Source organism: Streptomyces sp. NBC_00009 (assembly GCF_045040855.1).
Classification (GTDB): domain Bacteria; phylum Actinomycetota; class Actinomycetes; order Streptomycetales; family Streptomycetaceae; genus Streptomyces; species Streptomyces aureus.
The window spans coordinates 7,443,388-7,458,326 of the sequence record NZ_CP108312.1; the positions used below are offsets into that span (position 1 = coordinate 7,443,388).

Annotated in this window: 15 protein-coding genes; 1 reads left to right on the forward strand and 14 read right to left on the reverse strand. The window is 68.0% G+C overall.

Annotation, left to right across the window (positions count from 1 at the left end; genetic code table 11):
• Positions 1-135: 135 nt before the first annotated feature.
• From OHA58_RS33775 to OHA58_RS33810, 8 genes are all read right to left on the reverse strand, one after another.
• Positions 136-972 carry an oxidoreductase gene (locus OHA58_RS33775; protein ID WP_405483501.1) on the reverse strand — a complete coding sequence of 279 codons (837 nt, stop codon included), beginning with the start codon at positions 970-972 and terminating at the stop codon, positions 136-138.
• Positions 973-1,036: 64 nt separating this feature from the next.
• The gene (locus OHA58_RS33780; RefSeq protein WP_405483502.1) at positions 1,037-2,170 is read right to left on the reverse strand and encodes an alpha/beta hydrolase; all 1,134 of its coding nucleotides are present in this window, start codon (positions 2,168-2,170) and stop codon (positions 1,037-1,039) included.
• A complete protein-coding gene (locus OHA58_RS33785) occupies positions 2,160-2,573 on the reverse strand; it encodes a cupin domain-containing protein (protein ID WP_405483503.1) in 414 nt (137 codons plus the stop codon). Before OHA58_RS33785 ends, OHA58_RS33780 begins: the two co-directional genes overlap by 11 nt.
• A gap of 10 nt (positions 2,574-2,583) precedes the next feature.
• Complete coding sequence (locus OHA58_RS33790; RefSeq protein ID WP_376252690.1) at positions 2,584-2,910, reverse strand: carboxymuconolactone decarboxylase family protein; 327 nt, start codon at positions 2,908-2,910, stop codon at positions 2,584-2,586.
• 227 nt (positions 2,911-3,137) lie between these two features.
• On the reverse strand, positions 3,138-3,650 hold the full coding sequence (locus tag OHA58_RS33795) for a flavodoxin (RefSeq protein ID WP_405483504.1): 513 nt from the start codon (positions 3,648-3,650) through the stop codon (positions 3,138-3,140).
• A gap of 80 nt (positions 3,651-3,730) precedes the next feature.
• On the reverse strand, positions 3,731-4,507 hold the full coding sequence (locus tag OHA58_RS33800) for an SDR family oxidoreductase (protein ID WP_405483505.1): 777 nt from the start codon (positions 4,505-4,507) through the stop codon (positions 3,731-3,733).
• A gap of 136 nt (positions 4,508-4,643) precedes the next feature.
• Positions 4,644-5,495, reverse strand: coding sequence for an aldo/keto reductase (locus OHA58_RS33805; protein ID WP_405483506.1), 852 nt, complete (start codon positions 5,493-5,495; stop codon positions 4,644-4,646).
• A 72-nt stretch (positions 5,496-5,567) separates the two neighbouring features.
• Complete coding sequence (locus OHA58_RS33810) at positions 5,568-6,545, reverse strand: aldo/keto reductase (protein WP_405483507.1); 978 nt, start codon at positions 6,543-6,545, stop codon at positions 5,568-5,570.
• 231 nt (positions 6,546-6,776) lie between these two features.
• Between OHA58_RS33810 and OHA58_RS33815 the strand changes: the two genes are divergently transcribed.
• Positions 6,777-7,688, forward strand: coding sequence for a helix-turn-helix transcriptional regulator (locus OHA58_RS33815; RefSeq protein WP_405483508.1), 912 nt, complete (start codon positions 6,777-6,779; stop codon positions 7,686-7,688).
• A gap of 91 nt (positions 7,689-7,779) precedes the next feature.
• Here the strand turns inward: OHA58_RS33815 and OHA58_RS33820 are convergent, their stop codons facing one another.
• The 6 genes from OHA58_RS33820 to OHA58_RS33845 form a co-directional block, all read right to left on the reverse strand.
• Positions 7,780-8,523 carry an alpha/beta fold hydrolase gene (locus OHA58_RS33820; RefSeq protein ID WP_405483509.1) on the reverse strand — a complete coding sequence of 248 codons (744 nt, stop codon included), beginning with the start codon at positions 8,521-8,523 and terminating at the stop codon, positions 7,780-7,782.
• Between the two features lie 103 nt (positions 8,524-8,626).
• Positions 8,627-10,000, reverse strand: coding sequence for an MFS transporter (locus OHA58_RS33825; RefSeq protein WP_405483510.1), 1,374 nt, complete (start codon positions 9,998-10,000; stop codon positions 8,627-8,629).
• A gap of 409 nt (positions 10,001-10,409) precedes the next feature.
• A complete protein-coding gene (locus tag OHA58_RS33830) occupies positions 10,410-11,762 on the reverse strand; it encodes an MmgE/PrpD family protein (RefSeq protein WP_405483511.1) in 1,353 nt (450 codons plus the stop codon).
• Positions 11,759-12,502, reverse strand: a complete 744-nt coding sequence (locus OHA58_RS33835; RefSeq protein ID WP_405483512.1) for an alpha/beta fold hydrolase — start codon at positions 12,500-12,502, stop codon at positions 11,759-11,761. Before OHA58_RS33835 ends, OHA58_RS33830 begins: the two co-directional genes overlap by 4 nt.
• A 20-nt stretch (positions 12,503-12,522) precedes the next feature.
• Positions 12,523-13,230, reverse strand: coding sequence for a 2,3-bisphosphoglycerate-dependent phosphoglycerate mutase (locus OHA58_RS33840; protein ID WP_405483513.1), 708 nt, complete (start codon positions 13,228-13,230; stop codon positions 12,523-12,525).
• A 4-nt stretch (positions 13,231-13,234) separates the two neighbouring features.
• The gene (locus OHA58_RS33845) at positions 13,235-14,590 is read right to left on the reverse strand and encodes an MFS transporter (protein ID WP_405483514.1); all 1,356 of its coding nucleotides are present in this window, start codon (positions 14,588-14,590) and stop codon (positions 13,235-13,237) included.
• Between the last annotated feature and the right edge of the window lie 349 nt (positions 14,591-14,939).

Sequence of the window (14,939 nt, forward strand, 5' to 3'; positions counted from 1 at the left end):
GGAGGGCACGCCCGCCCGGACATCGCCTCAGCGCGTACTACGCGGAGCCCGGAACCCCGGACTACGACAAGATGCTGCTCCTCGACGCGGCGGCGCCGGACCGTGATCAGCTCAATGCCGGATGAGACCTGACGGTCAGGCGTCGTCGTGCGCGGTGGAGAGGGACACGTCCCGCCAGGCGGCCTGGTCGCGCCGGACGCGGGTGATCTTGTCAGCCACCGACGTGAAGCTGTCCTCGCCCAGCTGGATCCGCTCGGGCAGGTCGGCGCGCCCGGCGAGGTCGACGATGACGCGGGCCGCCTTGGCGGGATCCCCCTGCTGGGCGTGGTTGGTGGCCTCGGCCCACTGCCGCGTGGAGCCCGCCGTCCCGGCGTAGTCGTCGATGACGTTCTTCGCCGTGCTCAGGCTGCTGCCGTCCAGGAAATCCGTCCGGAACCCGCCCGGCTCGACGGTCGTGACGGCCACTCCCAGCGGTGCGACTTCCTGACGCAGGGCCTCGCCCAGCGCCTCGACGGCGAACTTGGTCGCGCAGTACACGCCCCATCCGGCGTGGGACACGAAGCCGCCGGAGGACGAGATGTTGATTACCGTTCCCGAGCCTTGCCGACGCAGCACCGGCAGGACCGCGCGGGTGACCGAGAGGAGACCGAAGACGTTGACGTCGAACACAGACCGCACCTCGGCGTCGCTGACCTCCTCGACGGCCCCGAGCGTGCCGTGACCGGCGTTGTTGACGAGGACGTCGATACGGCCGAAGCGGTTGATGGCCTGGGCGACGGCGTCGTGCACCTGGTCGGCGTCGGTGACGTCCAAGGGCGCCGCAAGGAGCGAGTCGCCGGCGTCGGGGAACACGTCTCGGAGGGTTTCGGGACGCCGGGCTGTGGCCACGACCTGGTGGCCGCGGCGGAGTACCTCCTCGACGATCTCGCGGCCGAACCCGCGAGAGGCTCCGGTGACGAACCAAGCAGACATGGGGAACCTTCTACGTTGCAATGAAGAGCATGGATGGGTCAGGTGCGGAGGAGAACCGTCAGGGTCAGGCCAGGCCCTTCGTGGCGAGGAAGTCCGAGATCCGGTCGGCGATCTGGACGTTGTTGAGGTCCGAGAAGAGGAAGTGGGTGTTGCCCTTGATGCCGATCTCCGGCAGGTGAACCAGGGAGGCGTCGCCGCCATGCCGATTGATGGCGTCGACGAAGAGCCGGGCCATCGCGAGGCGCACACGCCAGTTGTCCCGTCCGGCGATGTCGGTCGGCTCGGTGGGGATGTTGTCGCCGTAGTAGACGACGATGGGGATCTTCGTAAGGCGCCGGAATTCCTTCAGCGGCACGGCCTCGCCCGCGAGTGTGCCCGCGGAGCTCGGCATTGGCTCCGGCACCTCGCCGTCCGGGAAGACGAAGCCGCTGCCCGGCTCGAGCGCGACCACGGCTTTGATGTTCGGGTTCTTCATCGTCGCGTCCCAGCCGAACCCGCCGGCATGGGAGTGGGTGACGAGGATGCCCTGGTTGATCTCGTCGAAGAGCGCCGAAACGCTGTCGGCGAGGACGTCGCCGTCGATGGGCCCGGTGTCGGGGAGCATCGACCGGAAGAACTGCTCGCGCGCCTCCTCGCCCTTCGGGAACTGCCCGCCGGGGTACAGGTCCGGCCACAGCCCGAATCGGAACTGGTTGTAGAACCACTGATCGGAGGTGGCCGTATCGGTGGTGGTACCCACCGTCGTCTGACCGGCGCTGCCCCGGCGAGGTTGGTCGAGGGTGTACACGGTGAAGCGGCGACGCAGGAAGATGGTCTGGAAGCCCTCTCGACCGTCCGGGGTGGTTCCCCAGCCGACGCCCGACTGCTTGTAGCCGTGCCACAGAACCAGTGGCAACTTCCTTGGACGCACCGGAACTTGGTAGAAGACGCGGGCGTGATCGCCGTGCAGTGTCTGGCCCGCCGGGTTCGTCGGATTGCGCGGGTCGAAAGTCCCGGGCGTGGTGGTGACCGTGCCCCCGACCGCGAAACCACCCTGCTCCCGGATAGTCAGAGGAGCGAAACCTCCCCGTCCGCCTTCCGCGGGCATGCCGAACTGCCCGTAGGAGCCGGCATCGGAGGCGTCCGCGCCGGAGGCGAAACCGACTGCCGATGTGGCAGCAGCGGAAGTGAGTCCCAGGATGACGTTTCTACGCTTCACTCAAGGTTCCTTCGCAGTCGCTGTTGGAGACGTGCTCGCCCCACTCGACGTCGGGCACCGCCGGATCGCCGGAGCTCTCCGACAGGGCGAGGTGGGTCATGAAGTGGGCGGGTGCGGCACCGTGCCAGTGCCATTCGCCCGGTGGTGTGTAGACGGTGTCACCGGGACGCATCACCTGGATCCGGCCGCCCCGGGTCTGCACCAGGCCCACGCCCTCAGTGACGTGCAGGGTCTGTCCGAGCGCGTGCCGGTGCCAGGCCGTCCGGGCACAGGGCGCGAAGCGCACCACGCCCACGCGGAGCCGGGAGGGAGCTTCACCCTCCACGGTCATGTCCACCCAGACATCACCGGTGAATCGCTCGGCAGCACCCTTCGCCGTGGGCTTCTTCTCCAGGAACTCCATGCCGCTCCCCTTACTCGGCGGCTTCGGCGACGATGGCCTTGAGCTGGACGAGCGCGCCCATGCCGCTGGGCCAGCCGGCGTAGAACGCGACGTGGGTGAGGGCCTCGACGAGTTCGTCCTTGGTCACCCCGTTCTGCATCGCCAGACGTAGATGGCTGTTGAGCTGGTCGGGGCGGTACGTGGCGGCCAGGACGGAGACGGTGATCAGGCTGCGGTCCCGCGGGGAGAGTCCCTCGCGCTTCCACACGTCGCCGAACAACACGTCGTCGGTCAACTGGACCATCTTCGGGGCGAGTTCACCGAGCAGCTGCTGGGCTCGGGTGGGTTCCTGCGTCATTCGTGTACGTGCCTTCCTCGGTTTGCGGCGCGCCGCTCATCGGGCGAGCGGTACGGCCGTCGTCTTGCGGTCTGTGGCCCTTCGGCTCCCGTCCAGCCTGCTCGGCCGACGAGCCGTGTACCAGGCCGTGTTGTGCCGGGGGACGGCCAGCCAGGGCGTGAGAGGGCCCCCTTCACACCGGTGCCGCGAGGGTCGGAGCTGACAGGGCGGGCTGCTGGAGCGCTGGTTCAGCCCCGGAGAACGCCGATGCGCCGCAGCCAGGACTGGACCTCGGGGCCGGCGTCCTGGACTTCCTCGCCACGCACCGCGAGACCTTCCCCCATCGCTGCGCCCGGGCAGGACGTGGCGTAGTCGCGCCCGGTGGTGCCCAGCCCGCTCATGGCATGGGTCGTGAAGGGGAACACCGTCTTGCCGCGGAAGTCGAACTTCTCGGCGAAGGTCGACATGATCATGGGCGCTCGGACATTCCAGATGGGGCTGCCCAGCAACACCGTGTCGTAACGGTCCAGCGTCGTCGGGAGGTTGGCGATGGCCGGCCGTGCATCGGCTTGCTGTTCGCGGACATTGCGCGCGACCGTCTCGTCGTAGTCGTCGGAGTAGGGGTCGACGGCCTCGATGCGGTGCACGTCGCACTCGATGCGTTCGCTGATCATCCGCGCGAGGACCTCGGTGTTCCCCGTCTTGAGGGTCGTACGTCGGCCGTAGTAGTAGTTCTCGCCCGGCCTGGAGAAGTAGGCCAAGAGGACCCTCCTCCCGGGCGAGGCGGTCGGGTCGGGCCTGTGGGGGGACTTCCTCTTCTCTGTGCTGGATGTGCCCACGGTCAGCCGTTCCTCCCGCTCAGGGAACGGATGGCCTCGAGCTCGGTGCGCAGTGTGGGCGGTTCGGTTTCGACGGGGAGGTCGGCCGGGTCCAGCACGCCGTCCACGGAGCCGGGTTCATCGGACTTTAGGGCACCGAAAAGCTTCGCCCAGTCCGACTGCTGTGCGCCCTCGGTGGCGATGAGCTCGAACGTCTTGCCCAGAGCGGTGTCAGTAAGCAGGCTCTGCACGAGTGTCTCGGCGATCTGGTCGCGGGCGATTCCTCCGTCGCCCGTACCGCCCTGCTCCAGGACGAGGCGCCGCTGGCCGGCGCCGGCGTGGTCGAACCAGCCGGGCCGGACGATGGTGTAGGGCAGGCCGCTGGCACGCAGGAGGCGCTCGGAACGGCGCTTCCACGGGGTGGCACCGGGGACGTCACGGCGTGTGGCGTAGATGGAGGTCATGAGCGCGACGCGTGGTCTGGCGCCGTCCAGGGCCCGCAGGATGTTGAGTACCCCGCCGTAGTCGATGTGGGCACGGGCGTCCGGGCGGGGGTCGCCACCGGAACCATGGGTGAGGACGAGGGCGTCGGCTCCATCGACCGCGCGCAGCAGGGAGGCGGTGTCCTCGAGGTCTGCCTGTACCAGTTCGACACCGGGGAGCAGGTGTTCTGCTCGCTGCAGGTCGCGTACCAGTGCCCGTGGGCGTAGACCGTGGCGCAGTGCGGACCGGACGGCGAGCTGTCCGATGCTGCCGGTCGCGCCGACCACGAGCACGTCGGTGATGTTCTGCTGAGACATGGTGAAGCCCTGGTCCATGAGGTGGGGCCGTCGGCGGGACGGCCATGACGGATTCCTCGCGCGGGTGCCTCGGCCTGCGGGGACCAAGGCAGCCGCGCGAGAGATGTGTGGTGTGGCGCCGGTGCGCCCGACCGGGTCAGCCGTCGAGGCGTCGCTTGCTCAGCCAGGCGACGATCTCGGGGTCGTGGTGGTCGAAGAACAGCGACGTGCCGGTGTCCAGGGTGGCGATGGCCGCCATCTGGTCGTCGGTGAGCTCGAAGTCGAAGATGTCGAAGTTCTCCGCCATGCGCTCCGCGCGGACCGACTTCGGGATCGCGGCGACGCCACGCTGGGTCAGCCAGCGCAGGACGACCTGGGCGACGGACTTGCCGTACTTCTTGCCGATGTCGGCCAGGAGGGGGTTGGTGAAGAGGTCGTTCTTGCCCTCGGCGAACCCGCCCCACGACTGGATCTGGACGTTGTTCTCCCGCATGAGCTCCTGGTAGTCGGCGCGCTGGAAGAACGGGTGGGTCTCGATCTGGTTGACCTGGGGTGTGATCTCGTTGTTGATGATCAGGTCGAGGAGCCGGTCCGGGTAGAAGTTCGCCACGCCGATCGCCTTGGCGCGGCCCTCGCGGTTCAGTTCCTCCATGGCGCGCCACTGTCCGTATACGTCGCCGTAGGGCTGGTGCATCAGGTACAGGTCGAGGTAGTCGAGCCCGAGCTTGTTCAACGACGCTTCGAAGGCCCGCTCAGTGTTTTCCTGCGCCGGCGCGTCCTGGATCCACAGCTTGGTGGTGACGAAGAGTTCCTCGCGCGCGATGCCGCTGTTCTTGATGGCGCGCCCGACGGCCTCCTCGTTGCCGTAGGCGGCTGCCGTGTCGAGCAGGCGGTAGCCGGCCGCGAGGGCCTCGGAGACGGCCTGCTCGGTCTGGTCGGCGGGGATCTGGTAGACGCCGAAGCCGAGGATCGGCATCTCGATGCCGTTGTTCAGGGTGACGTTCTGCATGCGAATTCTTTCCATGTGCGAGCGTGGCCGGCCGGTCAGGGGCCGGTCTGTGCGGGTGGGTCGTGGGGCGGGTCAGCGTTCGAGCATCTGGCGGCCTGCCTCCGTGTGGGTTTCCCCGGAGGCAGGGGGGAGGCTGCTGAGCTTGTCGAGCTGCTCGGTGGTCAGCTCGATGGCGTCGGCGGCGGTGTTCTCCTCGACGCGGTGGACCCGCTTGGTGCCGGGGATGGGCGCGATGTCGTCGCCCTGCGCGAGCAGCCAGGCCAGCGCGACCTGCGCGGGTGTGGCGCCGGCTGCGGCGGCGACGGCCTGGACCTCGTCGGCGAGGCGCAGGTTGCGCTGGAAGTTCTCGCCGGTGAAGCGCGGGTTGCCGTGCCGGAAGTCGCCTTCCTTGAAGTCGTCGGTGGAGCGGATCGTGCCGGTGAGGAAGCCGTGCCCGAGCGGGGAGAAGGGCACAAGGCCGATGTTCAGCTCGCGCAGTACCGGCAGCACGCGCTCCTCCAGACCTCGCGTCCACAGCGAGTACTCCGACTGGACGGCGCTGACGGGGTGGACGGCGTGGGCGCGGCGGATGGTGTCGGGTCCGGCCTCGGACAGGCCGAATGCACGGACCTTGCCCTCGGCGACCAGCTCGGCCACGGCCCCCGCGGTCTCCTCGATGGGGGTGTTCGGGTCGACCCGGTGCTGGTAGTAGAGGTCGATGTGGTCGGTGCCGAGACGCTTCAGGGAGCCTTCGACAGAGGTGCGGATGTTGGCCGGACTGCTGTCGAGATTCCACGCTCCGGCGCCCGCGTGTGAGACGAGGCCGAACTTCGTCGCCAGTACCACCTGGTCACGGCGGCCCTTCAGCGCCCGGCCGAGGAGTTCCTCGTTGGTGTACGGGCCGTAGATCTCGGCCGTGTCGATCAGCGTGACGCCCAGTTCCAGCGCCCGGTGCAGCGTGCGGATCGACTCCGCCTCGTCGGTCCCGGAGTCGGTGTAGCCGTGCGACATCCCCATCGCACCCAGCCCGATCCGGGAAACCTCCAGGTCACGCAGCTTGATGTATTTCATTGTCGTGGCTCCCTTCCTTCGACTATTTGCCGTTCCGGTCCGTACTGCTGCAATCGGAGTGCCGCACGGGCACGAAGTGCTTGAAAGGGGTGATCCGGCGACGTCATCCACCCTGCCTCTTCGCGCGCGACAGAGGCAGGCCGGATCGTTCAGGGGGGTGGCTAACGGGGGTCATGACAGGGCCCCCCTCGCGGATTCCACCCCAGTGGCAGCCGGGGTGACACTGGCGGTATGACACCCGACCAGCACACCGGCGGAGACGAGCTGGGACGCTTCCTGCGCGCCCGCCGCACCCAGACCAGTCCCCAGAGCGCGGGCCTCACCCCCGGCCCCGGCGTACGCCGCACGCCCGGCCTGCGCCGGGAAGAGCTCGCCACTCTGGCCGGGGTCAGCATCGACTACTACACGCGCCTCGAGCGCGGCAAGGAAACCCGGCCCAGCCCCGGCGTCGTCGACGCCCTCGCACGTGCTTTGCACCTGGACGACGACGAGCACCACCACTTGCGCGAGCTCGCCGTCCGGGCCGCCCGCTACGCGCCCGAGCCGCCCCCGCCGCCCAGCCGCACGGTGCGTCCGCACCTGAAGCTTCTCCTTGAGACGATGCGGCCGAACCCGGCCTATATCGTCAGCCGCAGCATGGACCTGCTCGCCTGGAACCCCGGCGGTCTGGCTCTGTACGCGGGTCTCGTCGACTGGCCGGCCAAACAGCGCAACCTCGCCCGCTACCTCTTCCTCCACCCCACGGCCCGCGAGCTGTTCCCCGACTGGGAAACCCAGGTCCGCGCCTGCGTCGCCCGGCTGCGGGCGCAGGCCGGCACCAACCCCGACGCACCCGACCTCACCCACCTCGTCGGCGAACTCCTGCTCAAGAGCCCCGACTTCGCGAAGCTCTGGGAACGCTACGATGTCGTCGGCCGCAAGAAGATCCAGAAGACCTTCCACCACCCGCAGATCGGCATCCTCAGCCTCAGCGCGCAGAGCATGCACTTGGAAGGCACTGCGGGCCAACGACTCGGGGTGTACACCGCCGAACCCGGGACGCCTGACTACGACGCCATGCTCCTGCTCGACATGATGGCAGAGCAGCCGGCAGGGGTTCAGAGCGCGACGGCCACTGAGCAGCAACGGCACGCATCGTCCTGACCTGTGTCAGCGTTGGAGCCGCCGAGCCTGCTATCGGCACGGCGGCCGGGCACTCCTTTCCGCCCGAGCGTGATAGCCGTTGCTGACGCACTCACGGGTTCATCGCCTCAAGGAGCAGTTCGGTCACCGCTTCGGGCGCCGTGACCATGGCGTCGTGCGTCGCGTGCAGCAGGCGATACGGGAACGCGGGGTCCTCGGCGTGTCGTTTACGCGCCCTCTCGAGGATGTGCGGCTGCAGGGACGACGGCACGCATTCGATGAACATGCCGAGGTGGGTCCAGGCGCGGTCGGTATTGCCCACGGGGTCCTGGTACGTCTTCAACGGCTGTGCTGTGGTACGGCTGTTGACCCATGCGGCGTCATCCGGGTCGGTGACGCCGTACCAGGAGGCGTCGGAGGGCGGGATGTACCAGCCTTCGCCGCCGCGTTCCGCCATCGCGATGTGCTCCGCGGCGCGGGCGGGGCCGACCATGTCGCAGTGCGACTCCCCGGTCCGCGGGAGGTGCGCGTCGAGAAAGACGATCCTCCTGACGCGGTCGGCGATCCGTTCCATCGCGCCGGACGCGACGATGCCGCCGTAGCTGTGGGCCACGAGAACGGCGTCCTGGATGTCCTCGAACTCGAAGGTGGCGACGAGGTCCTGGACATGAACGTCCAGGCCTATGCCGGGATTCAGCAGATGTGATCGCTCGCCGAGGCCGGTCAGGGTGGGCGCGTGCACGACCAGCCCCTTCTGCCGTAGCGCGGCGGCCACGTGTTTCCAGCACCAGCCACCGTGACGGCCGCCGTGGAGAAGCACGAAGGGGGGACTCGCCGAGGACGAGTGCGCAGACATGGCAGATCACCTTCTGTTTTCGGGGGATGGGGGACGGAGGCAGGGGCTGCGAGAAATGCGGGGTGGGCTACGAGACAAGCCCACCCCGCTGATTCGCCGGCGTTCAGCCTGAAACGTGGTCAGGGCGCGGTGTCATCGATGTCGTGTGGTCTAGGTCGAGTTGCTTGGTCTCACCGACCAAGAGGATGCAGATCAGACTGACCGCACAGGTGCCGGCCAGGATGATGCCGAACACGAAGCTGCCGAGCGAGCCGATGATCGAGGTAGCGACGAGAGGCGGCACACCCCCGCCGATCATTCCGGCCAGGGCGTAGCTGAGACCGACCGCGGTGTAGCGGTAGCGGGTGTGGAAGAGCTCGGACAGGAACGCTCCCTGGGGGCCTCTGCCGAGCCCGGAGAGGAACATGGTGACGGGCAACCCGATCGCGAAGACCGTGCGCGATCCCAGGTCGAGGATGGGGAAGAGCGCCAGTGCCCACACGACTGCCGCCCACGTGCTCCAGACCATGACCACGCGCCGCCCGAACCTGTCGGACAGTACGGCGCCGAGTACGACGCCGGCGGAGATTGCCAGTCCCCCGATCATCGCGATTCCAAGGACGTAGGTGCCGTGCAGGTCCAGCACCGATGTGCCGTAGCTGATGAGGTAGGTCCCGCCGATATAGGTGAGGGCGAAGCATGCGGTCGCCGTACCCGTCGCCAACAGCACCTGGACCGGTTGGTGCTTGAACGCTTCGACGAACGGCATCTTGGACGTGCCGGAGTGTGCCTTCTGGTTCTTGAACACCGGAGTCTCGTCGATGCGCAGTCGTACCCAGAGCCCGAAGATGACGAGCAGGAAGCTGGCGAGGAACGGGACCCGCCAGCCCCAACTGACGAAGGTTTCCTCGCTCATGAGGACGGAGGTGAGGAAGAACGTGGCGTTGGCGAGCACGATTGCGCCGCCTCCGCCCAGTGACGGGAACATCGCCCAGAAGCCGCGTTTGTCCTTGGGTGCGTGTTCCGAGGAGAAGAGCACGGCGCCGGCGAACTCGCCGCCGGCCGCCAGCCCCTGCATGACGCGGAGGACGATGATCAGGGCGGGTGCCACCACTCCGATCTGGTTGGCGGTGGGCATGAGTCCCACCAGCACGGTGGACAGCCCCATGAGGAGCATGGTGGCGATCAGGGTCTTCTTGCGGCCGAGCCGGTCGCCGTAGTGACCGAACAGGATGCTGCCGAACGGTCGGGCCAGGAACGCGACGCCGAGCGCAGCGAACGAGGCGATGGTGCCTGCGGCTTCGCCCAGTGCGGGGAAGAACACCTGGGGGAAGACCAAGGCGGCCGCTGTGCCGTAGATGCCGAAGTCGTAGAACTCGATCACGGTGCCGATGAAGCTGGCGGTCGCGACCTGTCGCATCCCGGGCGGCTCTGCTTCCGCGGGGGCGGATCCGGATCCGGCGATCGGTGGATCGGACTGTTCGCGTGAGTGCGTCATTGCATCTCCCTGTCGTCGACGCGGCTTCGTCGCGGCGTCTGGAGGCCGAGTGGCGCTGAGGCCGTGGCATCGGCCGAAGGCGGGGTTGCGTCGTGCGTGCCGCAGTGGATGGCGGATGCAGGAGGACGTCCCATGAGCTCGTCGTGCCGAGCTCAATGCCCATGGTTCGTATATAAGAACGTTGGGCCGTATCTGCGATCGAAGGTAGAGAGGCGGGGCAGACCGTGTCAACGCCCGTGCATGAGCTTTCCCGGAGCGAAGGTGCAGCGGGGGCGGCGCCGGCCCGGGCGCGCGGACGAGCGAGGTGGCCGCTTACCACGCAGCGACCTCGGAGGGGTGTGAAACGAAGCTGCCTCAGGCCCGCGAAGAATCCCTCTCGAGCCTGAGGCGACGTCAACAGCCCAGGTGATCAGGGTTGTTGGGCGAAGAGGCTCGACATGTCCTCCACGTGTTTCACGTCCTCCAGCTCGCGGGCGCGAGCGACCCAGGAGTCCACGTCCTGATCGGGGGAGGCGTCATGCCATTTGATGGAGAGGTCGTCCCAGCTGACCCCGCCTCGGGCACTGTGCCCCCGCGGATGGTCGACCCGTTCGCTCACGCTCCTGCCGTCGTGGGTCCTGATGGTGACGACTGCCCCCCGGCCGTTGGGCGCCTGAGCCTCCAGCAGAGGGTTCACGACCAGAGTGATGCGGGCGCGCATCGCAGGGAAGGCAGAATCGTCGAGCACGGCGGGGAAGGGGTCCTCCTTCAGCGCGAGCCCACCGCGCAGCAGGGCCACGGCGAGCATGTCCTGTGCACAGATGTTGTGCATCTGCCGGTTGTCGACGACCCGTAGCGCACGTGCCGGCATTCCCACCTCCACCGCGGAGATGGTGTCGACGGTGAGTTGATGGCGCGCCATCAACGACAGGGCTGCTTCGACCGGCGCGTGGATCGGGTACCCGGCACGTACGAACTTGAAGTTGGCACCCATCACGGCGAAGTCGCTGCCGAGGCCTCGTGTCACGGTGGCCGAGGCATCGTCCGCGCCCCATGCGTCGAACACGCCGTGCCGCTCACCCAGGACGTCGTCGCACCCCTCGAACCCGGTGGCGGCCTGCAGTGCGGCGCTGACCCCCGCCATCGCGTACTGGCCGTTGCAGAACGCCTTGCTGAGGTGCTGCCGTTCGCGGAAGAGGGCGCACAGCCCGTTCGCCTGGAACGTCGCCAGTGCCATCGCGTGGCGGTACTGCTCCGGCGTCAGCCCCATGAGCCGGCTGCATGCCACGGCGGCGGCCAGGGCGTGGAGGAAGTCGGAGTTCAGGTGGTGGCGTTCCTTGACGCTGAACAGACCGCCGCACGCGGCGATGAGCCGGACGCCCACGTCGTAGCCCAGGACGACGGCATTGAGCAGGCCGCCGCCTGTCGAGCCCTGCCGTTCCGCCACGGCGACCGCGGCGTGGACGAGCGTCGCGCCCGGGTGACCGCCGACGACGTGCGCGCCGTCGATCTCGTCCGCGTGCCCCGCGGTTCCGTTGGCCAGAGCGGCCAAGGGCGCGGAAGTCCGCAGGGCGGTGCCCAGGACCCGTGACTCCGACGGGCCGGCCAGAGTCGCGACGTACTGGGCCGCCAGGGCGCCGGCCGGCTGCTGCCGGCCGAAGTGGGCGCTGGCCATCTCGTCGAGTATCACCTGCTTCGCCTGTTCCCTCACGTCGCGGGGGAGTGCGTCGAGAGAGGTGGAGGCCGCGTATTCCGCGAGTGCGTGCGTCGGCGAGGTGGTCACGAGCCCACCGCCGCGCGCAGCAGGTCGGTCACCGCGTCGGGTGCGGTGACCATGGCGTCGTGTGTCGCGTGCAGGACGTGGTACGAGAAGGCGGGATCGGTGGTGTGCCGCTCGCGTGCGCGGTTCAAGATGTGCGGCTCCAGCGAGGACGGGACGCATTCGATGAACATGCCCGGGTGGCTCCAGGCCCGGCCGGTGTCGCCGACCGGGTCCTGGTAGGTCTTCAACGGCTGTGCTGTGATGCGGGAGTTGACCCACGCGGCATCGTCCGGATCGGTGACGCCGTACCAGGAGGCGTCGGCCGGTGGGATGAACCAGCCCTCACCATTGTTCTTGGCGTTCGCCAGATGGTTCGCGGCGCGGTCGGCGCCGATCAAGTCGAAGACGGACTCTCCGGAGCGTGGGAGGTGTGCGTCGAGGTAGACGACTCGGCGCACCCGGTCCGCGATGTGCTCCAGGGCGCCGGACACGACCATTCCGCCGTAGCTGTGTGCCACCAGCACGGCGTCCTGGATGTCCTCGAACTCGAAGGTGGCGACGAGGTCCTGGACATGGTGGTTCAGGCCGATCGTCGGATTGAGCAGGTGTGCTCGCTCCCCGAGTCCTGTCAGGGTCGGGGTGTACACCATGTGGCCGGTCTGCCGCAGAGCGGTGGCCACGTGCTTCCAGCACCAGCCGCCGTGTCGGCCGCCGTGCACAAGGACAAAGGGTGGACGTGCGGAGGCCGGATCTGCCGACATCGCGCGTCACCTCCTCGGGTCTAGGGGGATGTAAGAGAGGAGCCGCCCGGAGAAAGAGGGCGCAGGGCGTGGTCGAGGCGGTAGTGCAACGGAACGCCGGTCGGGATGTCGATCCCGCTGATGGCGTCGTCGGCGAGGCCGTCGATGAGCTTGATCAGGGCTCGCAGGGTGTTGCCGTGCGCGACGACCAGCACGGTTCTGTTCGCCCGCAGGTCGGGGACGATGGCCGCTTCCCAGTACGGCAACAGGCGGGTGTGTACGTCCTTGAGGGACTCGGCCGCCGGAATCGGAACGCCCAGTCCGCGGTAGCGGACCTCGGTCTCCGGGCACGACATGCTGCCGTCCCCGGCGGGAGGAGACACGTCCCAGGACCGCCGCCAGCGCCGGAACTGCTCGTCGCCGAACTCGTCGCGAACCTGCTTTCTGCATCTGCCCTGCAGAGCTCCGTAGTGGCGCTCATTGAGGCGCCAGCTGCGGCGGACATCGACCCAATGCCGGTCGGCGGCATCGAGCGCCAAGTCCGCGGTCGAGATGGCACGGCGCAACAGCGAGGTGTGCACGACGTCGGGCCGGAGGGCCGCTGTCGCCAACTGTTCGCCGCACAAGCGCGCTTGAGTCCTCCCCCGAGCCGACAGGGCAACGTCGGTCCAGCCGGCGAAGAGGTCCTGCGCGTTCCAGACACTCTCACCGTGGCGCAGAAGCACCAGGCTGTGCGGCGGGCCTGCCATGTGATCACGCAATGGGGTCGACCGTGACCCGATCGAGGTCGAGTTGGCGCGTCTCGCCGACGGCCAGCACACAGATCAGGCTGATGAGACAGACACCGGCCAGAATGCAGCCGAAGGAGAAGCTGCCGAGGGAGTCGATGACGGACGGCGCGATCAGCGGCGGAATACCGCCGCCGAGCATGCCGGCCAGGCTGTAGCTGAGGCCGGCCGCGGTGTAGCGGTAGCGGGTGTGGAAGAGCTCGGAGAGGAACGCCCCCTGCGGCCCGGTGGCGATCCCTGACAGGAACAGCGTCACCGGAACTCCGATGGCGAAGACCCCGCGAGAGCCGAGGTCGAGGAGCGGGAACAGAGCCAGCGCCCACACGACAGCGACGCCCGCCGCGCCGACGATCACCCAGCGACGGCCGATGCGGTCGGAAAGGACCGCACCGAGCACGACTCCGGCGGAGATCGTGATCCCGCCCACCATCGCCATGCTCAGGACGAAGGCGCGGGGCAGCTCGAGAACGGTCGTGCCGTAGCTGACCAGGTAGGTGCCGCCGATGTACGTGAGCGCGAAGCCGATCATCACGGTGCCGGTGGCGAGCAGGACCTGGCGCGGCTGGTGCTTGAGGGCTTCCAGGAAGGGCAGTCGGGAGGGGACCGATCGTGCGACCTGGTTCTTGAACACAGGGGTCTCGTCGATCCGCAGCCGGATCCACAGCCCGACGATGACGAGCAGGAAGCTGGCCAGGAAGGGGACGCGCCACCCCCAGCTGATGAAGGTGTCATCGCTCATGAAGAGCGTGGTGAGCAAGAACGTGAGGTTGGCGAGCGTGATGGCCCCTCCTCCACCGAAGTTGGGGAACATCGCCCAGAAACCACGCTTGCCCTTGGGGGCGTGTTCGGAGGAGAAGAGGACCGCCCCGGCGAACTCACCCCCCGCGGCCAGGCCCTGCAGGACGCGCAGCACCACGATCAGGACGGGCGCTGCCATGCCGATCTGATCGGCGGTGGGCATACAGCCGACGAGGATGGTGGACAGCCCCATGAGCAGCATCGTCGCGATGAGGGTCTTCTTGCGTCCCAGGCGATCGCCGAAGTGTCCGAACAGGAGGCTGCCGAAGGGCCGTGCCACGAAGGCGACTCCGAGGGCGGCGAAGGAGGCGGTGATTCCCGCGGCCGGGCCCAGGGCGGGGAAGAAGACCTCGGGGAAGACCAGCGCGGCGGCCGTCCCGTAGATACCGAAGTCGTAGAACTCGATGACGGTGCCGATGAAACTGGCGGTGGCGACTCGTCCCATGCCCGGCGGGGACACGGTTTCGTCGACGGGGTTCGGTACTCCCACCGGCCCGAGTGTCTGTTCCTGCGAGTGCGTCATTGCATCTCCCTGTTGGTGACGCGGCGTCGTCGCCGTGTCAGGGGACCGACGGATGGCGAGGCCGGCCGTCGGCAGGGTGCGGCCGGATACCGCGCACGCTCTGCTGAGCGTCAGTGGGGAATCCCGTGGGTCCTGAGACCTTCATCGATACGGGAAATTCTGAGTTCTTATATACGAACCAATAGACGTATGTGCGATCGACCGTAAGGTTCGGCCCGGGGTGTGTCAATGCTCGTGCGCGGGGCTTTTCGGGGGTGCGGCGATAGGTGCACCCATTGACAGTGCGGGGTCGCGTTCATAGCCTCGTGGCTGTAAATACGTACCAGGGATCGTATATATGAACTTCAGG